We start from the raw sequence: 18,822 nt of genomic DNA, 5'->3' as shown, positions 1-18,822 counted from the left end.
CTCAACGGGTTACAGGTTGATCAGGAGGACTGGGTTTGTGACGGAATCCGGTGCGTTTGACCCAGAGTTTGAGTGCCTGCCAATGGATGCGCAGCATGATCATGATTGTCATGGCAGGATAGCGCCAAAGCGCCCGCCTTAAAGTGGCCGGTGTAATGGGCAGCAATGTTCCGCTGATGCTGGTTTTCAGGATCGGTTTTTCGGCTTCGTGATAATGAATCAATACCGATGTTTTCAGGCCGTCCTGGTGTTCGCTGCGCATGAAGCAAAAGTGATACTGGCCTTTGACGTCGCAAAACGGGGAAACATGAAAGACTTTCTGAATGTCTACCCATGCACCAAAGCGGGGCTGGTCAAGCAAATAGAAATGCCGTTCGCCAAAAGTGTTATTGACTTCCGCGACAATGGCCCGAAGATGCCCGTCGGCATGATGGCAGAACCAGAAACTGACGGGTTTGAAGGTGTACCCCAAAACACGCGGGTAGCAATGCAGCCATATTTCACCGTTGGCATCATCAATGCCCTGGGCCAAAAGCAGTTCATTGAGCCAGGCCAGGGCGCCACCCTGTTCGGGGCTCCGGCCATCGCCGTGGTCGCAATCATGGAAACTGATGGCCCCCGGCTTATTGATGGCCAATGCACCACCACTGTCATGCAGATGTCGCATGGGCAACATCAGGAAAAAAGTGGGATAGCGAAAACGATTGACGGTGGGTTGCAACCGGGCATGGTAGACCTGTCCGAAACCGATCAAGGCGCAAGGGGGAGGCGTTTTGCTGCTCATGTCAGGCTGCTTTTTTCAGGCTGTCTTCATGCTCTGCCATGAGCTGCCTGGCCACTTGCATGCCCGACACGAGTCCGTCTTCGTGGAAACCATAGCCGGTCCAGGCGCCACAGTACCAGGTGCGGTGTTGACCCTGTATTTTTTTCAATATTTTCTGGGCATAAATGGCGGCCATATCAAAAACGGGATGATCGTATTCATATTCGCCAATAATGGTTGCCGGGTCGATCGGCTTGACCGGGTTCAGTGACACAATAACCGGTTGGCTGAAAGGCAGGGGTTGTAAACGGTTGATCAGGTAATGCAGGCATATACGGGCGGAAGAAGCGTCTGTGTTTGCGCTTCTTTCATAATTCCATGAAGCCCAGGCACGCTTGTTGTCGGGCAAGACAGCGGTGTCGGTGTGCAAAATGGCATGGTTTGTCTGGTACTGGATGGCCCCCAGTATGTCCCGTTCCCTTGGCGTGGCCTGTTCCAGCAAGGCCAGGGCCTGATCGGAGTGGGTGGCCATAATCACATGGTCAAAGTGTTCCAGACCGTTTGCAGTCAGGATCTGCACGCTGTTTTGGTTGCGCCTGATCTGTAGAACGGGTGTATTCAGGCGTTTGTCGGCAATACTTGCGGTGATTTTCTCAACATACTGGCGCGAGCCGTTGTTGACCGTCAGCCATTGTGGCCGGTCGGTAACCTGGACAAGGCCGTGGTTGTGGCAGAAGCGAATCATGGTTGCCACAGGAAACTGCAGCATTTGCTGAGTAGGGCAGCTCCAGATGCAACCCAGCATGGGCAACAGGTACCATTCCCTGAATGTCTGGCCAAATTTGTGCTGCGCCAGAAAATCTTCCAGGGTTTGTGTTAACAGTTTTTTATCATCCAGGTTGTTCGCCAGCTTTGTGCATAAGGTATTGAAACGCAGAATATCCTTGAGCATGAGCCAGAAACGGGGGCGCAGAAAGTTGCTTCTTTGTGAAAAAACCGTATTCAGGTTGCTGCCGCTCCACTCCAGATTGCGCTGCCTGAAGGCATTCGGCACCTGTACTGAAAATGACATATCAGAGGTGGCTGTGGATACATCCAGGCTTTTGAAAAGACGGATCAATTCCGGATAGGTTTTTTGATTGAACACCAGGAAACCGGTATCTATGCCATGGCTGATATTGCCTGTCGGGGTTGGCAGGGTCACATTGACGGTATTGGCATGTCCGCCAAAATAGCGGTTGGCTTCAAACAAAGTAATGTTGGCGCTGCTGCCAAGCGCATGGGCAGCTGCGAGGCCGCTAATTCCGGAACCGATAATGGCAACTTTCATAATTAAAACCTTGATGCAGAAAAAAATACGACTTCTAAATGGCATCTAAAAAACGATGAATTTTTATAATTGTATAACCAAAATATTATTTTGTATAATACAATTTAAATAAAAATATTTTTTGTATATGTGTAGCGTGTTTTTTTTAGGACCAGCTTAAGGTTCACTATTGTTTTTATTGCTTCGAGTGGTGAAAATGGCGGCAGAGCATGCCTGCCCCATTAATGCCGCAAAGTGTGCACAGCCAGTCAGGCACTTTTTCAAATGACCGTTTTTTCTTTTTTTGTAGATTTGTAATGAACCAAACCACCCATACGATTCTTCCTGCCGAGAACTACTCAATATCCGATATTGAACGTGACACGGGGCTAAGCAAAATGACCTTGCGTATGTGGGAACATCGTTACGGGTTCCCGAATCCACAAAGGGATGCCCAGGGCAATCGCAGCTATCTTCAGTCTGACCTTGATAAATTGGTGGTTATCAAACGCTTGCTGGTGGCGGGTTACCGGCCTTCAAAGGTGGCCCGCTTATCGCTGGATGAATTGCATGCCTTAAGCAAGACGGCCCAAGAGTCAGGATCCGAGCGTCATTCAAGAAAAACAAAAAACGGACAGACCCTGGATATTGAATGGATACAGTGGCTGAAAGACAATGAGTCCGAACGGTTTCGTCGTGCCGTGCAACAGCAATTGGTTAAATATGGTTTGGCTGCAACCATAGAAAATATTATTTCCCCGTTGGCCCGAGAGGTGGGTGTTGCCTGGATGCATGGTGAGCTTTCCGTGTTTCAGGAGCACCTGTTTACGGAAACCATCCAGGGGATTTTAAGAGACGCCATGACGGCTATCGACATCAAACTACCCGATGAAATCCGTACTCCGCGTGTGTTGTTAACCACTTTGCCGCAAGAAAAACACACGTTGGGTTTGCTCATGGCCGAATGCTTTTTTGCCCTTGAAAATTGTGAGCGCCTGTCCCTGGGGGCGGATACCCCCTTGTCGGAAATTCTGGCGGCGGCCGGGGAATTGAATGCCGATATTGTGGCCATTGGTGTCAGTACCCATGCACCGGTTCAGGAGGTCATCCAGAACCTGAAGCAATTGCGCCAGAATCTGCCTGTCGGTACAGCGCTTTGGATGGGGGGGAATGCCGCTTTATTCAATTCAAAACGGTTGCCGGCAAATACCGTCTTTTTTCGTAAAGCCCAGGATATTATCGAGGCCTTGGCCGCCTGGCGTGCCAAGCGGGAGGCAATTTGATGCTCAAGCATGATACAAAAAAACCGGCCGCTGAGCCCGCGCCCATGACAGCGGCCCTGGTCTGGTTTCGCCGTGACTTGCGCTGTGAGGATCATGCCGCGCTTTATCATGCTTTGCGGGTCGCACAAAAAGTGTATTGTGTGTTTGTTTTTGATACCGATATTCTAAATGCCCTGCCCAGCCGTAAAGACCGCCGGGTTGAATTTATTCATCAAAGCGTTCTGGCCCTGGATGCCGGCTTGCATGCCTTGTCCTTGCAGGCAGGTGGGCAGGGTAGCGGCTTGATTGTCAGGTATGGGGCTGCCCGGGATTGTATTCCCGAATTGGCCCGGCAGCTGGGCGTGCAGAAAGTATTCACCAATCGCGATTATGAACCGTTGGCCATCGCGCGTGACCAAAGGGTGGCGGCCAGCCTTGATGTCATGGGTATCGGGTTTGCCGATTTCAAGGATCAGGTGGTTTTTGAAACCCATGAGGTGTTGACGCAGGCGGGCAAGCCATACAGTGTTTTCACCCCCTACAAGAATGCCTGGCTGAAGAAAGTCGATGATTTCCAGCTTAAAGCCTATCCGGTTGAAAAATATGCCGCCCGGCTGGCCAGCAAACCACGGGGGGAAAGTATTCCTTCATTGGAACAGATGGGTTTTGAGTCCGGTACTTGGGCATCATTGTCCATGCCGGCCGGCAGCAGTGGTGCGCAAACCCTGTTTGAAGACTTCGCCACCCGGATGGCGCGCTATAAAGAGGCGCGTGACTTTCCGGCGGTCAAGGGGGTGTCGTACCTGTCGGTACATATCCGTTTTGGTACGGTGTCTGTGCGCAAACTGGCCCGTTTTGCCCTGCAACAAAACAATGACGGCGCGGTAACCTGGCTATCCGAGTTGATCTGGCGAGAGTTCTATCAGGCCATTCTGTATCATTTTCCACATGTCGTGAACCGGTCTTTCCAGCGTGCCTGTGATCGCATTGTCTGGGACAATAACCCCGCGTATTTTGTGGCCTGGTGTGAAGGCAGAACAGGTTATCCGATTGTGGATGCCGCCATGCGCCAGCTGAACCAGACCGGTTACATGCATAACCGGCTGCGCATGATCACGGCTTCTTTCTTGTGCAAGGACCTGGGTATAGACTGGCGTGAAGGTGAAAAATATTTTGCCGATAAACTGAATGATTATGACCTGGCCTCGAATAACGGCGGCTGGCAATGGGCAGCCTCTACCGGGTGTGATGCCCAGCCCTGGTTTCGCATCTTTAATCCGGTGACCCAGTCCAAAAAATTTGATCCCGAAGGAAAATTCATCCGGCGTTATGTGCCCGAGCTGAAGCAGGTGCCCGATAAGGCCATTCATGAACCCTGGCAGATGGCAGGCGTGTACTTGCCACCTATTGTGGATCATGCCCAGGCACGCGAACGCACCCTGTTGCGATACGGGGTGCTAAAAACCGGCGATTAAGCCCAGGAAGCGGGTTGCCGCGCCGTCAGGCAGCATGCTTGACGGCGCATTACACCGCTTGTCAGGTGTTGGTGTTGTCGTTAACCGTGGCGCTTGCTGCGGCTTTGCATTCGGCCATGGCGTAGTGTCGCGTGGCTTCATCGGCAAACATGGGGCTGGTCCCAATGATTTGCCCATTACCGGCTTTCAGGTTGAAGAAAAATTTGCCGTTTGAAGATGTTTCGGCCACATAATGGGCGTCTTCGGTACAGTTTTTTTGTACGGAAGCCAGACCATTTTGGGCGGCCGCAATGGTGGTGTATTGTTCGCTGCTCAGGATGGTGGAACCATTTTCAGCCTTCAGTGAAAAATGAAATTGGCCATTGCTTGATTTTTTTAGATCGAAAGACGCAGACATGTAGGACTCCTTGAAAGCGGGACAAATCAGTGTTGGGAACAGAAAAATCCTATACAAGCTATGATAATGATCTTCAGGATAAAAAGAAATCTTTTCAGCATGTATTTTTAAGATTTTAATTTTCCGGGTGGTGATGGTTTCTCTCTTGCCGTTGTAAAAGGTGGTTGAAATGAAAAAGATTTATCTGGCCGGCCCCGATGTATTCAGGCACGATGCCGTTGACTATGGCCAGCAGCTAAAAGCGCTTTGCGCGTCATTCGGTTTTGCGGGCCTGTATCCGCTGGATAATCATACCCCGGTGGGGCTGGATAAACCGTTGTTGGCGCACTGGATTTACCAGGCCAATATCGGGCTGATCCGCCAGGCAGATGCCGTCATGGCCAATCTCAATGCCTTTCGGGGGCAGGAGCCCGATTCGGGCACGGTGTTTGAAGTGGGGTTTGCCATTGCCCTGGGCAAGCCGGTTTGGGTGTATACCCATGATGGCCGGTCGCTGGTGGAGCAGGTTTCGCTTGGCCATGAGCAGGGGCGTGATATTGATGCACACGGTTTTACGGTTGAGAATTTTGGCTTGAACCTGAACCTGATGATTGCCTGCAGCGCCAGGGTGGTGGTGGGCGATGCCCGGGATTGCCTTGAAAAAATGGTGGCCGAACTGACCTGATGCTGTTGATGTTAATGGGGTCTCCGGCGCACAAGGCCGGGCTTTGGGCAATGACTGGCGTTAAGCCGGATCAGCCAGTTTCTTTTTTGCAGCCGCTTTTTTAGCGGCTTTTTTCTTTTCAGGCAGGGCCAGCATGGTGCCGCGGCAGTTTTCCGAGCCACACAGGCATTGGTATTGCTTTTTCAGTTTGGCGGTCAGTTTATCGTCAATCACCAGGCCATAATCGTAAAACAGTTCTTCGCCGGCTTTGATATCCCTTTTGGCAAATACATACACCCGTTTTCCGTGGCGTCCTTCCTGGGTTTCACAGTTGGGGTCGCAGCTGTGGTTGATCCAGCGTGCATCGTTGCCACGCTGGCCACCATCAATGATTTTGCCTGAACTTAAGGAAAAGAAAAAAGTATGGAACGGATCATCGGGATTGACCGGAAACATGGCATCGGCCTGTTCGGGCGTAATGCGTTTGCCGGTGTATTCGATGATTTTGGTACCGGCGGGAATATCCCGCAGGGCAAACACCCCGTTGCCATGCAGCGAGGATTGGCGTACTTCATGCCATGGAGCACCGTTAACCTGTTTTTCCGGTTTAGCCATTTTTGGGTACACCGAAGCAGTGGTTCAGGGTGGGGAAAGAGCCATCACGGACCTGGTTGGCATAGGCTTCAACACCCTGGCGGATGGTTGCCTGCACGTCCGAAAATTGCTGGGCAAATTTTGGAATACGTGAACCGCTTAAATTGAAGATGTCTTCGGCCACCAGAACCTGGCCATCACAGTCGGGCGACGCGCCAATGCCAATGGTGGGGATTTTGACGTTTTGCGTAATGCGGCGGGCCAGCGGTTCGGCAGTGCCTTCAATCACGATTCCCCATGCGCCGGCCTGTTCCTGGGCAATCGCGTCATTGAAGATGCGGTTGGCGGCTTCTTCACTTAAGCCTTGCGCCTTGAAGCCGCCCATGGTGTTGACATACTGCGGCATTAAGCCAATATGGGCTAGTACGGGAATGCCACGGTCAACCAGGAAACGGGTGGTCTCGGCCAGGTATTCACCGCCTTCAAACTTCACGGCATCGGCACCACTGACTGACAGCATGTTGGCGGCATTGCGAAAAGCCTGTTCGGGGGATTCCTGGTAACTGCCAAAAGGCATGTCCACCACAATGCAGGCCTGTTGGGTGGAACTGACCACCGCTTTGGCATGGGCAGAAAGCTGGTCGACGGTAATGGACAGCGTGTCATCCATGTTGTAGCCCACCATGGCGGTTGAATCGCCAATCAGGATCATATCTACGTATTCGTCAAGAATACGGGCAAAGGGCGCAATATAGGAGGTCAGGGAGACAATTTTTTTCTGGCCCTTGTAGGCCATCAGCTGAGGGACAGTGATGCGTTTGATGTCAGCGTGAACACTCATTTAAAAATTCCTTGAAAGTGAATGCAGCAGGAAGAATGCGGATAGTTTAACGTGTATTGCAGGCAAGTTCAGACAGGGGTGAATAAAATATTGATATTATCGAAGAATCATTAATCTGTTTATAAAATTACCATGACTTCCCTACCTACACAAAATACCGCCATGAATGGCGCCCAGGTTCTTCTGGAAACGCTGATCGCCAATGGCGTTGATACCATTTTTGGCTATCCGGGCGGTGCCGTGCTGCCGCTTTATGATGCCCTTTATGCCGAGCCGCGCCTGCGGCACGTTCTGGTGCGCCATGAACAGGCCGCCATGCACGCGGCCGAAGGTTATGCCCGCTCTACCGGCCGCACCGGCGTGGTGCTGGTAACCTCCGGGCCCGGCATGGCCAATACCACGTCGGGCCTGCTTGATGCCCTGTGTGACTCCATTCCGGTGCTGTGTATCAGCGGCCAGGTCGCTACTGGGGCGATTGGCACCGATGCATTCCAGGAATGCGATGCAGTGGGTATTTCCCGCCCGGTGACCAAATGGAATGCACAAATCAGGCGGGTTGAAGACGTGGCCGGTCTGGTGGCCAAAGCCTATAACCTGACTGCGTCCGGACGTCCCGGCCCGGTACTGATTGATTTTCCCAAGGATATCCAGATGGCGTCAGCACTTGATACCGAAGCCAGCATTAATAGTGAGGTACCGGTCAGTGCAGTTTCCCAGGTCGCGCCATCGGTGTTGCAGGCGGCCACTAAACGGGCGGCGGCCTTAATCGTGAATGCCCGGCGGCCGGTGTTTTATGGCGGCGGTGGCCTGATCAACTCTGGCCCCGATGCCTGCGAAGTGTTTAGCAATATGGTGAATTACCTGGGTGCCCCCTGCACCCTGACGCTCATGGGGCTGGGCGCTTTCCCCGGCACCGACAGGCAGTTTCTGGGTATGCTGGGCATGCATGGTACGCTTGAAGCCAACCTGGCCATGCACCATGCCGACCTGATTGTTTGCGTGGGTGCCCGTTTTGATGACCGGATTACCGGGCGCCTGTCTGATTTCTGTCCGCACGCCACCAAGATTCACCTGGATATCGACCCGGCATCCATTGACAAGGTGGTGCGGGCCGATGTGGCGCTGGTGGGCGATTGCTATCCTTTGCTGAAAGGGCTGTTTACTGAAGTCAAGGCGCTGGAGCGCGACAATACCCTGCTGGATGACTGGTGGACACGTATTGGCAAATGGCGTGAAAAAGACTGCCTTGGGTTTACGCCCTCCGAGACCCATATTTTGCCGCAACACTTGCTCAGTACGGTGAATGCCTTAATTGAAAACCGTGACGCCATTGTGAGCACCGATGTGGGCCAGCACCAGATGTGGGCGGCCCAATACCTGAAATTCAACCAGCCCAACCGCTGGCTGACCTCGGGTGGTGCCGGTACCATGGGTTATGGGGTGCCGGCCGCCATTGGCGCGCAAATTGGCAACCCCGATTCGCTGGTGGTGTGCATTAGTGGGGATGCCTCGGTGCTCATGAATATCCAGGAGCTGGCCACGGCTACCCAGCACCGTACCCCCGTCAAGGTTATTTTGTGTAATAACCAGCACATGGGCATGGTGCGTCAGTGGCAGGAACTGATTCACGATGGCCGATATAGCCACAGTTACAATGATTCGATGCCCGATTTTGTGGCGCTGGCGCGATCGTTTGGCTGGGAAGCCGCCCTGGTGTCCGACCCCAATGAACTGGAAGCGGCCGTGCAAGAATGTCTGGATACCGAAGGCCCGTATTTTCTGGATGTGCGGGTTCAGGCCCAGGAAAACTGTTTCCCCATGATGCCAGCCGGATACGGTCACCAGCAGGTGATGTTGTCCGAAGATAACTGGTATGTGGAGGAATGATAAAATCAAAAGAAATATACTTATAATTAAAAAGTATAAATAATATTTCTTATATTATTTAAAATATACATTATTAGAATTCTTATATCGCCACGTTATAATCAAAGAGCGTGGCGATATTTTTGTCCTATGTATGGCCTGCCTGTGCATGGATAGCAGTAATCACATAGAGTCACTTGAAATGAGTCAAATTTCCACAGAAAAAACCGGCCTGGGCAAACTTGAAGAACGATTACAAGAAGATTTGTCCCGCCTTGAATTGCCCGCCAAACCATGGGTACGGGAACGAACGGTAAATGGTGTCAAGTTGCTGGATGTGGCCATTATCGGGGGAGGGATGGCGGGCCTGACCGTTGCCACCGCCCTGAAGCATTTGGGTATTTCATCACAGGTGTTTGACCGTTCACCCGCTGGTTTCGAAGGCCCCTGGGCCACCACCGCCCGCATGGAAACCCTGCGTTCTCCCAAGCAGCTGACCGGGCCGGCGCTTGGTCTGCCTTGCCTGACCTTCCGGGCCTGGTTCGAGGCACAATTTGGTGCTAATGCCTGGGAAGAGCTGGACAAAATTCCGCGCCTGCAATGGATGGACTACCTGCGTTGGTATCGCCAGGTGATGGATATCAATGTGTTGAATGAGCATGCCATTACTCGCGTGGAACTTAACCCTGACAACTATCTTGAATTGACGATTGAAAACAGTGAAGGGCAACAGCGGGTACTGGCTCGCCGCCTGATTCTGGCTACCGGCCGTGACGGGCTGGGTGGTCCATCGGTGCCTGATTTTGCACAGGCCATTCCACGTCATTTATGGGCGCATTCGGCTGATGAGTTTGACTATGGCACCCTGACCGGTAAACGGGTAGGGTTGATTGGTGCCGGCGCTTCGGCCATGGACAGTGCGGCTACCGCGCTTGAAAATGGTGCGGCCAGTGTTGACTTGCTTATACGTCGACCGGATATCCCACGTGTGAACAAAGGCAAGGGCTCGGGCAATCCGGGGATTACCCATGGCTTTGCCCGCTTGCCGGATGAATGGAAATGGCGTATTCGTCACTACATTAATGTGCAGCAGGTTCCCCCGCCACGTGGCAGCACCCTGCGCGTATCCCGCCATGAAAACGCCCGCTTCAACGTGGGTTGCCCGATTGAAAAAGTGGAGGTGCGTGACGAGCAGCTGTTCGTGCACACGCCCAAGGGTATTTTCAATCTTGATTTTCTGATTTTTGCCACCGGTTTCAAGATTGACTGGCATTTGCGTCCTGAATACGCCAGTTTTGCTTCTTATGTACGCACCTGGAGAGGCCGTTATGCCGCGCCGCTGGGGCAGGAAGATGCCGAACTGACGGCGTGCCCGGATTTGGGGCCTTATTTCGAGTTCCAGCCCAAGAATGGCACCCCGCTAAGCGGTATTGAAAATATCCATTGTTTCAGTTATCCGGCCGTGGCCTCGCACGGAACGGTTTCCGGCGATATTCCGGCGATCTCGGAAGGGGCACAGGTACTGGCTAAAGGCATTGCCGGTTCGCTATACAATGAAGACGTTGCCTATTATTATGAACAGCTGGAGGCCTACGAAGAGCCAGAACTGGAAGGCGACGAGTGGGAGCCCGCTCCTGCCCCTTCCAAACCGATGGGTGCTGAATGACGATATGGTTGATTAAGCGCGTTTTGCAGGCCCTGGTCATTGTGTTGCTCATGACCGTTATTGTGTTTCTGGGACTGCACGCAATCGGTAATCCGATTGATATCCTGATTGGCCCCGATGCCGACCAGCGGGATCGTGCGCTTGTGATTGCCCAGCTTGGCCTGGATCAGCCCTTATGGATGCAATACCTGAAGTTCCTTAACGGGGCCATTCATGGTGATCTGGGTAAAAGCTTTATCTATAACGAATCTGCGATCAAGCTGGTCTTGCAGCGCTTGCCGGCGACCATGGAGCTGGCCTTTGCCGCGCTGTTTATTGCCATTGTGGTGGGCGTGCCGCTGGGGCTGGTGGCGGGGCTGACTCCGGAAAGCACGCTGTCACGCACCATTATGGCGGGTAGTATCATGGGCTTTTCCCTACCTACTTTCTGGGTGGGCCTGATGCTGATCATGGCGTTTAGTGTCAACCTTGGTTTGCTACCTTCCAGCGGTCGCGGGGACACAGTCGAGGTATTTGGCCTGCAGTGGTCTTTCCTGACGGCCAACGGCCTGTATCACATGATTTTACCGGCCATCAACCTGGCGCTGTTCAAGGTATCGCTGGTTATACGCTTAACGCATGCCGGCGTTCGCGAAGTCATGCCACTGGATTACATCAAATTTGCCCGTGCCAAGGGGCTGTCATCATTGCGCATTATTACGGTGCATGTGCTGCGCAATATCATGATTCCGCTGGTGACCGTATTGGGTCTTGAATTGGGGTCCACCATTGCCGGGGCGGTCGTCACGGAAAGCATATTTTCCTGGCCAGGCGCCGGCAAGCTGATCCTGGATAGCATTAACGGGCTGGACCGTCCGGTGATTCTGGCGTATTTGATTGTGATTGTTTGTGTGTTTGTCACGATCAACCTGCTGGTGGATATTGCCTATCGCTTGCTTGACCCTCGTGTGCGGCTGGAGAAAGCATCATGAATAACAAAGTACAGGTACTTGAAAAGACACCGACCGCGCCCGGGGAGTCCTTGTTGCGGGAATGGGTGAGTGCGTTTTTTGCCTCAAAACTGGCTACGATTGGCCTGGTGGTTGCCGTTATTCTGGCTTTGGCCGCCATTTTTGCACCCTGGATCACGCCACAGGATCCGTATGACCTGCTGCAGCTGGATATTCTTGATTCGCGTCTGCCACCGGGCAGTGAAAACGGGCTGGGCACGTTTACCTATTTGCTGGGCACCGATGGCCAGGGCAGGGATTTGCTCTCTGCCATTATTTACGGCCTGCGCATCAGCCTGATGGTAGGCCTGGGTTCTGCCCTGATTGCCAGTGTGGTGGGAACCATCGTGGGTGTTATATCGGCTTATTTTGGTGGCAAGGTAGATGCCTTTATCATGCGCACTGTCGACCTGATGCTGTCTTTTCCGTCCATCTTGATTGCCATGATGATCCTGGCCTATCTGGGCAAAGGTATTGGTAATGTGATCCTCACGCTGGTGGTGCTGGAATGGGCGTATTATGCCCGCACGGCAAGGGGACAGGCACTGGCCGAAAGACAGAAAGAATATGTCGAGGCGGCGCTTAATCTGGCTATTCCGCAATGGCGCATCATGTTGCGGCATATTTTGCCCAACTGCCTGCCGCCCCTGATTGTGATTGGCACCTTGCAGGTCGCCCGGGCCATTACCCTTGAAGCCACCATGAGTTTTCTGGGCTTGGGCGTACCCATTACCGAACCGTCGCTGGGCCTGCTGATTTCCAATGGCTATCAATACATGCTGTCGGGTCAGTTCTGGATTAGCATGTTCCCGGGCCTGACCTTGCTGTTGACCATTGTGTCGCTGAATCTGGTGGGTGACCGTCTGCGTGAAATTTTCAATCCGAGGTCATTCAAATGAGTCAGGACCTGTTATTGGATGTGCGTCACCTGAAAACACAATTTCATACCAAGGCCGGTGAGATACCGGCGGTTGATGATGTTTCCATTCGCCTGGAAAAAGGCAAAATCCTGGGGCTGGTGGGTGAGTCCGGTTCGGGTAAATCCGTGACCGGGTTTTCTATCATGGGTCTGATTGATGAGCCTGGCCGGGTTGTGGGTGGCGAGATTTATTTTCAGGGCCGGGATTTGCGGACCCTTTCTGGCAAGCAAATGCGGCAAATCCGGGGCAACCGGATTGCCATGATTTTCCAGGACCCCATGATGACCCTGAACCCGGTGCTGCGCATTGATACCCAAATGGTTGAAACCCTGCAGGCACATGAAAAGATCAGTTATAAGCAGGCCTGGGCGCGGGCACGCGATACGCTGGGGCTGATGGGTATCCCCAGCCCGGAAACCCGCCTCAAGGCCTATCCGCACCAGCTGTCTGGCGGCATGCGCCAGCGGGTGGCGATTGCCATTGCCCTGCTGCTGCGTCCCGACCTGATCATTGCCGATGAACCCACCACGGCACTGGACGTGACCATACAGGCACAGATTCTGTCGGAAGTGCAAAACCTGACACGCCAGTATGGCACCGCGCTGATCTGGATTACCCATGACCTGTCTGTGGTGGCGGGGCTGGCCGATGACTTGTCGGTCATGTATGCCGGCCGGATTGTTGAATCGGGTACGGTTGACCAGGTACTGGACCAGCCGCAACACCCCTATACGGTTGGACTGATTCACAGCTTGCCGGGTAATAATGTACGCGGGCAGCGTCTGGCACAGATCAAGGGCATGACGCCCAATTTGCTGGACTTGCCAGCGGGCTGTGCGTTTTCCCCCCGTTGTCCAAGGGCCAGCCGTGCCTGCGAGGTACGGCCTGAATTTACCGACCAGGGTGGGCAACACCTGGTGCGCTGTTTTCATCCGGGCAGCCAGCTTGCCGGAGGTGTCGCATGAGCCAAGAGACTCCTTTGCTTCGCCTGGACCATGTTTCCAAGCGTTTTGGCGAAAAGAAAGTCGGTCCTCTGGGGCGCTTGGGGCAAAAGCTGGGTCTGGTTTCTCCTCCGGCGGTGACCGCTGCGGTGAGTGATGTCAGCCTTGACGTTTTCAAGGGCGAAGTGGTGGGGCTGGTGGGGGAGTCGGGCTGCGGCAAGTCTACCCTGGGCCGTATGGCGGCCGGCATCCTGAAACCCAGTTCAGGAGATATTTATGTTGATGGACAAAATATCCGTCAGATGAATTCGCGTGAACGCAAGCATGCCCAGCTGCGCATACAAATGGTCTTTCAGGACCCTTATGCCAGCCTGAACCCCCGTTTGCGGGTGAGTGATATAGTGGGTGAATCCCCGTTGATTCATGGCCTGACGACCGCTCGGGAGCTGGACAGCTATGTGTCGGCCCAGCTTGAACGGGCTGGTTTAAGTGCCACATTCAGAAACCGCTTTGCGCACCAGTTCAGCGGCGGGCAGCGCCAGCGCATCGGAATTGCCCGCGCACTGGCCGTGCAACCGGATATGCTGGTGTGTGATGAAGCGGTGGCGGCGCTGGATGTCTCTATCCAGGCCCAGATCCTGAACTTGTTCATGGACTTGCGTGAAGAACTGGGACTGACCTATTTGTTTATCAGTCACGACCTGAGTGTGGTGGAGCATTTTTCAGACCGGGTGGCGATTATGTATTTGGGCAAGATTGTGGAAAGCGCCTCTGCCCAGGATATTTTCAGCAAGCCCAACCATCCTTATACCCAGGCTTTGCTGGCGGAAATCCCGCGTATGGGAGAGCGCAAAAAAGTGTTCACCACCATTAAGGGAGAAATCCCCAGCCCCTTGAATCCACCTTCGGGCTGCCATTTTCATCCCCGTTGCAAGTATGTCATGGAGCGTTGTAAAACCGAAGTACCCAAGTTGAAGGGCATTGCCATCAATCATATTAGTGCCTGTCATTTGAATGACATGCCCTAGAAAGATGGCCTCATAAATTTAAAATTAAACAAATTGAACGCTTGTTTGAAAAAAGGAAGGAAACTGAAATGAAAAAACGATTATTAGCAATAGTAGCCGCAGGCGTATTGTCTGCCGGCAGCCTGGCCCAGGCGGAAGACCTGAAAATCGCCTTTGCCGACAACCTGTCGTCACTGGATCCCCAATTGAACAACTTTGCCGGTGACCGTTCGGCCGGATTGTTCTTTTTTGACATGCTGGTAAACAACTACTACAACAAACTGTTGCCCGGCCTGGCCACCAGCTGGAAAAACATCGACCCGAACACCTGGGAATTCAAGCTGCGCCAGGGGGTTAAATGGAGTGACGGCGAGCCCTTTGTGGCTGAAGACGTGGTGTATTCCATTAACCGCCTGATTAACAAGGTGCCCGGTTCAGTGGCGCCGTTTACCGGCTATGTGCGCACAATTGAAAGCATCACGGTCCAGGACCCGGAAACCCTGATCATCAAGACCAATGTACCCAATCCTGATTTGCCCCTGAACCTGGCTTCGGTGCATATCGTGAGCAAGCATGGCACCGAAAATGCCGGCAGTGAAGATTTCAATTCGGGCAAGGCACTGATTGGCACCGGTCCTTACAAACTCTCCTCTTATACACCCGGTGCCCGCATTGTGGCCGAAAAAAATCCCAACTACTGGGCTGAACAGCCAGTCTGGGACAAGGTGGATTACATTTATACCGCCAATGCCGCTTCCCGCACCGCCGCTTTGCTGGCCGGTGATGTTGACGTGATCGATAAAGTATCGGTGTCTGACTTGCCCAAGCTGCAAAAAGAACCCAAAGTCAGCGTGTTCCCCTATAACGGCCTGCGTGTTTTCTTGCTGCAACCCAGCTTTAATCCGGATGTTAACCAATATATTACCGACAACAACGACAAGCCCCTGGACAAAAACCCGCTACTGGATGCAAGGGTACGCGAGGCGCTGTCACTGGCCATTAACCGCGAAGCCATTGCCGACCGTATCTTGCAAGGTGGTGTAACAGTGGCCAGCCAGTGGATGCCCGAAGGCTCCATTGGCTATAACCCCGATATTAAACCGATTGCCTTTGATGCCGAAAAAGCCAAGGCCCTGCTGGCCGAAGCCGGTTACCCTGAAGGGTTCAAACTGACGGTTCACGTGCCCACCGATCGTTACCCGCTGGCACCTGAAACCATCCAGGCGGTGGCCCAGTTCTGGACCCGGATTGGCGTTAAAACCAATGTTGAAGTCGTGCCCTGGGCGGTTTATTCCAGCGCTGCCCGCAAGAATGAATATGCCATGTCTGTAATTGCATGGGGTAACGGTACGGGCGAGGCCAGCTATGCCATGGTGAATATTTTGGCAACGGTTGATCCTGATAAAGGCCTGGGCGCCTCTAACTGGGGCCATTACAGTAGCGAAAAACTGGACGGCTACCTGGCCCAGGTCACCACCGAGTTTGATGATGCCAAACGTGAGGCCATCATGCGCGATGCGGCGGTAACGGTTTCTGAAGAAGTGGGTGTGATCCCGCTGTTTCATTACAAAAACATTTGGGCAGCCAAAAAAGGCCTGGTGGTTAAACCCTTAAGTTCAGACCGTACGGTGCCAGCCATGGTTTCCAAGGAATAAGTTTATATGACAAGAGCGAAATTAATCATCACGCCACAGGATGCACTGATCGATGTGCCCCGCACGATCCGGATTGAATGCCTGGTGCCCGAAACGGTGGTGATTATCACCGCCTCTACGCTGCGCGGCAATGGGACATTGTGGCAAAGCAGGGCACGGTTCCAGGCCGATCGCGACGGTGTGGTGGACTTAAGTCTGCATGCACCGCTGGACGGCTCGTATTCAGGCGTGTCCGCCATGGGCATGATTTGGTCACAAACACCGGCCAGGGCAGGTGAGCGTGAGGTTTTTCCGCTTAATGTCTTAAGTCCTTTGGAAACTGACATCCGGGTTGCCTATGATGACCGTGTGCTGCAGGGCCGGTTTACTCAGCGCCTGGCCGGCGAAGGGGTAAAATGGATCGAAATCAGGGAAGAAGGCCTGGTGGGCACTCTGTTTATGCCTGCCTCGGCCGGCCCGCATCCGGCCATCATGATCATGAACGGTTCGGGGGGCGGTATTAACGAACCTCGGGCCGCCCTTTATGCTTCGCATGGCTACCTGGCTTTTGCGCTGGCCTATTTCAAGGCGCCGGGTCTGTCCGACTACATTTCCAACACGCCCCTGGAATATTTCAAAAAGGGGCTGGACTGGTTGCGTAAAACCCATAAACCTTACAAGGATTTTGTGGCCATTAACGGACAATCGCGCGGTGGCGAACTGGTCCTGTTGCTGGGCAGCCTGTTTCCCGATGATGTGTCTGCCGTGGTGGCTTATGTGCCGGCTGCACTGGTGCACAGCGGGCAGAATGCGGCCGATCCGAAAGTGGGACGTGATGGCCCGGCCTGGTTGCTGAATGGCCAGGAAATTCCGCACCTCTGGAAAGACAATAAAACCGCCACCTGGGCGCCTTTTGATGAAGGGCCACCACCCCATCGGCATGAAAAGGCCATTCTGACCGCCTTGCAAGACAAGGAGGCGGTTGAGCGGGCCCGCATTCAGGTGGAAAACATCAAGGGGCCGGTTATTTTGCTGTCAGCCACTGATGACGGTTCCTGGCCGTCCAGCCTGTACAGCAAGATGGTGTATGACCGTCTTAAAGCCGTTAATTTTCCTTATGATGTTCACTGGATAGATACACAAGATGCCGGTCACAGCATTGTTTTTCCGTATGTGCCCACGACACAGCTGGTGTATACCCATCCGGTGTCTGGCAAAATCAGTACCAGTGGTGGCCGTGCCGATACCAATGCCCGCTCAGACGAACGGACTTGGGGCGGAATCAAGAAATTCCTGTCCGAGGCCGTGCTGAATCATGATCTGCAGGAAGATGATGGCTCCGATAAAAACAATGTTTTAAATTCAAAATAAAAGGAATGATGATGAGCAATTCTGATTCAACCGACCTGATTGATGACTTGCTGGGCTTGGACCCGCAAGGCAGTACCCATGCAGCAAGGCATTTCAGGACAAAAGTACTTAAAGGCACGCAGGCCAGCTACGAAGCCTTGTTTAGCCCTGCTGTTGGCCTGTCGCTAACGTACCGCTGGCTGGTGGCCCTGTATGCCAGCCGCCTGTCTGGTGCCAATGAACTGGCGGAACACTATCTGGAACAGGCTCGCGAGCATAATGTGCCCGAGGTCTTGATTGAAGCCGTGGAAAGTGGCCAACTTGACGGGGTTAATGACAGTGTGCTGGAAGCCATTCTGGTCTTTACCCGCAAGCTGGTCCAGAAACCCGTGGAAGGTGACAAGGCCGCCTTGCTGGCGCTTAAGCAGGCGGGTGTGGCCACGCCAGATATTGTGGCGCTGGCCCAGTTGATTGCTTTCCTGTCCTATCAGATTCGCCTGGTTGCCGGTCTTAAAGCCATGCAGGCATTGGAGAAAACAGCATGAGTGAGTTCATCAAGATTAATGGTTTCACCAATGAAAGCCTGGACTGGAAAGCCTGGCTGGACGTCGTCAATGTTGAAACCGCCACGCCCGAGCAGGTCAGGATTCTGGAAGCCAGTCATCCGCAGGCCAAGACATCTGATTATTACCTGTTGCTGGTCCATGAACCCGAAATTCTGGATCACCGTTCGGAAACCTATAACGCCATTATGTATGCACCGGGTGGCGTACACCGGGCCGACCGTGAACTGGCTGCCCTAACCGTTTCCCGCATTAATGGCTGCGTCTACTGTGCCTCGGTACATGCCCAGCGTTTTGAGCAGTTGGCCAAGCGCAACCAGATTGTGGCTGATGTCTTTACAGACCCGGCCACTGCCGGCGACAATGAGCGCGATAAAGCCATTATCAGATTGGCCACAGCGTTAACCGAATCTCCTGAGGATTTTGATGCCTCGCTTGTACAAGCCCTGAAAGACCTGGGCATGACTGAAAAGGAAATCCTGGACATCATTCACGCGGCTTCCATCTTTGGTTGGGCCAACCGTTTAATGCTAAACCTGGGTGAACCGGTCTTCCCTTAACTGTATCCTCGTAACTCGTTACCACGCTCCAGCGTGGTAACT

Annotated in this window: 18 protein-coding genes; 13 read left to right on the top strand and 5 right to left on the bottom strand. The window is 53.3% G+C overall.

The window, feature by feature from the left end; genetic code table 11:
- Position 1: 1 nt before the first annotated feature.
- Together JHL22_RS02165 and JHL22_RS02160 are read right to left on the bottom strand one after the other, a co-directional pair.
- Entirely contained in the window at positions 2–784 is a 783-nt protein-coding gene (locus tag JHL22_RS02165) for a DUF1365 domain-containing protein (protein ID WP_200233357.1), read from the bottom strand.
- Between the two features lies 1 nt (position 785).
- A complete protein-coding gene (locus tag JHL22_RS02160) occupies positions 786–2,093 on the bottom strand; it encodes an NAD(P)/FAD-dependent oxidoreductase (protein ID WP_200233355.1) in 1,308 nt (435 codons plus the stop codon).
- 296 nt (positions 2,094–2,389) lie between these two features.
- On the opposite strand from JHL22_RS02160, the gene JHL22_RS02155 reads away from it, so the two are divergent.
- Entirely contained in the window at positions 2,390–3,355 is a 966-nt protein-coding gene (locus JHL22_RS02155) for a MerR family transcriptional regulator (protein WP_200233345.1), read from the top strand.
- Positions 3,355–4,809, top strand: coding sequence for a cryptochrome/photolyase family protein (locus JHL22_RS02150; RefSeq protein WP_234041056.1), 1,455 nt, complete (start codon positions 3,355–3,357; stop codon positions 4,807–4,809). The genes JHL22_RS02155 and JHL22_RS02150 overlap by 1 nt, the downstream gene beginning before the upstream one ends.
- Before the next feature lie 61 nt (positions 4,810–4,870).
- Here JHL22_RS02150 and JHL22_RS02145 read toward each other — a convergent pair whose 3' ends face one another.
- The gene (locus JHL22_RS02145) at positions 4,871–5,206 is read right to left on the bottom strand and encodes a YegP family protein (RefSeq protein ID WP_200233336.1); all 336 of its coding nucleotides are present in this window, start codon (positions 5,204–5,206) and stop codon (positions 4,871–4,873) included.
- Between the two features lie 169 nt (positions 5,207–5,375).
- Between JHL22_RS02145 and JHL22_RS02140 the strand changes: the two genes are divergently transcribed.
- Positions 5,376–5,870, top strand: a complete 495-nt coding sequence (locus JHL22_RS02140; RefSeq protein WP_200233334.1) for a nucleoside 2-deoxyribosyltransferase — start codon at positions 5,376–5,378, stop codon at positions 5,868–5,870.
- A 60-nt stretch (positions 5,871–5,930) separates the two neighbouring features.
- Here JHL22_RS02140 and JHL22_RS02135 read toward each other — a convergent pair whose 3' ends face one another.
- Entirely contained in the window at positions 5,931–6,464 is a 534-nt protein-coding gene (locus JHL22_RS02135; RefSeq protein ID WP_200233332.1) for an SET domain-containing protein, read from the bottom strand.
- A complete protein-coding gene (panB, locus tag JHL22_RS02130) occupies positions 6,457–7,284 on the bottom strand; it encodes a 3-methyl-2-oxobutanoate hydroxymethyltransferase (RefSeq protein ID WP_200233329.1) in 828 nt (275 codons plus the stop codon). The genes JHL22_RS02135 and panB overlap by 8 nt, the downstream gene beginning before the upstream one ends.
- Positions 7,285–7,416: 132 nt before the next feature.
- On the opposite strand from panB, the gene ilvB reads away from it, so the two are divergent.
- The 10 genes from ilvB (at position 7,417) to JHL22_RS02080 (ending at position 18,780) form a co-directional block, all read left to right on the top strand.
- Entirely contained in the window at positions 7,417–9,171 is a 1,755-nt protein-coding gene (gene ilvB / locus JHL22_RS02125) for a biosynthetic-type acetolactate synthase large subunit (protein WP_200233328.1), read from the top strand.
- Between the two features lie 181 nt (positions 9,172–9,352).
- A complete protein-coding gene (locus JHL22_RS02120) occupies positions 9,353–10,816 on the top strand; it encodes an NAD(P)-binding domain-containing protein (protein WP_200233326.1) in 1,464 nt (487 codons plus the stop codon).
- Entirely contained in the window at positions 10,813–11,787 is a 975-nt protein-coding gene (locus tag JHL22_RS02115; protein WP_200233325.1) for an ABC transporter permease, read from the top strand. Before JHL22_RS02120 ends, JHL22_RS02115 begins: the two co-directional genes overlap by 4 nt.
- Positions 11,784–12,704, top strand: coding sequence for an ABC transporter permease (locus JHL22_RS02110; RefSeq protein WP_200233324.1), 921 nt, complete (start codon positions 11,784–11,786; stop codon positions 12,702–12,704). Before JHL22_RS02115 ends, JHL22_RS02110 begins: the two co-directional genes overlap by 4 nt.
- The gene (locus JHL22_RS02105) at positions 12,701–13,690 is read left to right on the top strand and encodes an ABC transporter ATP-binding protein (RefSeq protein ID WP_200233322.1); all 990 of its coding nucleotides are present in this window, start codon (positions 12,701–12,703) and stop codon (positions 13,688–13,690) included. The genes JHL22_RS02110 and JHL22_RS02105 overlap by 4 nt, the downstream gene beginning before the upstream one ends.
- Positions 13,687–14,694: an ABC transporter ATP-binding protein gene (locus tag JHL22_RS02100; protein WP_200233320.1), complete on the top strand. Its 1,008-nt coding sequence runs from the start codon at positions 13,687–13,689 to the stop codon at positions 14,692–14,694. The genes JHL22_RS02105 and JHL22_RS02100 overlap by 4 nt, the downstream gene beginning before the upstream one ends.
- Positions 14,695–14,762: 68 nt before the next feature.
- Complete coding sequence (locus tag JHL22_RS02095; RefSeq protein ID WP_200233318.1) at positions 14,763–16,328, top strand: ABC transporter substrate-binding protein; 1,566 nt, start codon at positions 14,763–14,765, stop codon at positions 16,326–16,328.
- A gap of 6 nt (positions 16,329–16,334) precedes the next feature.
- Positions 16,335–17,678, top strand: a complete 1,344-nt coding sequence (locus JHL22_RS02090) for an acyl-CoA thioesterase/bile acid-CoA:amino acid N-acyltransferase family protein (protein WP_200233317.1) — start codon at positions 16,335–16,337, stop codon at positions 17,676–17,678.
- A gap of 11 nt (positions 17,679–17,689) precedes the next feature.
- A complete protein-coding gene (locus JHL22_RS02085) occupies positions 17,690–18,202 on the top strand; it encodes a CMD domain-containing protein (RefSeq protein ID WP_234041055.1) in 513 nt (170 codons plus the stop codon).
- A complete protein-coding gene (locus tag JHL22_RS02080; protein WP_200233311.1) occupies positions 18,199–18,780 on the top strand; it encodes a peroxidase-related enzyme in 582 nt (193 codons plus the stop codon). Before JHL22_RS02085 ends, JHL22_RS02080 begins: the two co-directional genes overlap by 4 nt.
- The last annotated feature ends 42 nt before the right edge of the window (positions 18,781–18,822 follow it).

Origin of the sequence: Advenella mandrilli, assembly GCF_016595155.1 — a bacterium.
Classification (GTDB): domain Bacteria; phylum Pseudomonadota; class Gammaproteobacteria; order Burkholderiales; family Burkholderiaceae_B; genus Advenella; species Advenella mandrilli.
This window is presented reverse-complemented; position numbering and strand designations above follow the sequence as displayed.

Bases quoted from the DNA above. Each gene is read 5' to 3' on its own strand.
- JHL22_RS02165 (WP_200233357.1), bottom strand. From the start codon at position 784: ATGAGCAGCAAAACGCCTCCCCCTTGCGCCTTGATCGGTTTCGGACAG.
- JHL22_RS02150 (WP_234041056.1), top strand. From the start codon at position 3,355: ATGCTCAAGCATGATACAAAAAAACCGGCCGCTGAGCCCGCGCCCATG.
- JHL22_RS02145 (WP_200233336.1), bottom strand. From the start codon at position 5,206: ATGTCTGCGTCTTTCGATCTAAAAAAATCAAGCAATGGCCAATTTCAT.
- JHL22_RS02155 (WP_200233345.1), top strand. From the start codon at position 2,390: ATGAACCAAACCACCCATACGATTCTTCCTGCCGAGAACTACTCAATA.
- panB (WP_200233329.1), bottom strand. From the start codon at position 7,284: ATGAGTGTTCACGCTGACATCAAACGCATCACTGTCCCTCAGCTGATG.
- JHL22_RS02080 (WP_200233311.1), top strand. From the start codon at position 18,199: ATGAGTGAGTTCATCAAGATTAATGGTTTCACCAATGAAAGCCTGGAC.
- JHL22_RS02115 (WP_200233325.1), top strand. From the start codon at position 10,813: ATGACGATATGGTTGATTAAGCGCGTTTTGCAGGCCCTGGTCATTGTG.
- JHL22_RS02160 (WP_200233355.1), bottom strand. From the start codon at position 2,093: ATGAAAGTTGCCATTATCGGTTCCGGAATTAGCGGCCTCGCAGCTGCC.
- JHL22_RS02120 (WP_200233326.1), top strand. From the start codon at position 9,353: ATGAGTCAAATTTCCACAGAAAAAACCGGCCTGGGCAAACTTGAAGAA.
- JHL22_RS02090 (WP_200233317.1), top strand. From the start codon at position 16,335: ATGACAAGAGCGAAATTAATCATCACGCCACAGGATGCACTGATCGAT.
- JHL22_RS02105 (WP_200233322.1), top strand. From the start codon at position 12,701: ATGAGTCAGGACCTGTTATTGGATGTGCGTCACCTGAAAACACAATTT.
- JHL22_RS02095 (WP_200233318.1), top strand. From the start codon at position 14,763: ATGAAAAAACGATTATTAGCAATAGTAGCCGCAGGCGTATTGTCTGCC.
- ilvB (WP_200233328.1), top strand. From the start codon at position 7,417: ATGACTTCCCTACCTACACAAAATACCGCCATGAATGGCGCCCAGGTT.
- JHL22_RS02100 (WP_200233320.1), top strand. From the start codon at position 13,687: ATGAGCCAAGAGACTCCTTTGCTTCGCCTGGACCATGTTTCCAAGCGT.
- JHL22_RS02110 (WP_200233324.1), top strand. From the start codon at position 11,784: ATGAATAACAAAGTACAGGTACTTGAAAAGACACCGACCGCGCCCGGG.
- JHL22_RS02085 (WP_234041055.1), top strand. From the start codon at position 17,690: ATGAGCAATTCTGATTCAACCGACCTGATTGATGACTTGCTGGGCTTG.
- JHL22_RS02135 (WP_200233332.1), bottom strand. From the start codon at position 6,464: ATGGCTAAACCGGAAAAACAGGTTAACGGTGCTCCATGGCATGAAGTA.
- JHL22_RS02140 (WP_200233334.1), top strand. From the start codon at position 5,376: ATGAAAAAGATTTATCTGGCCGGCCCCGATGTATTCAGGCACGATGCC.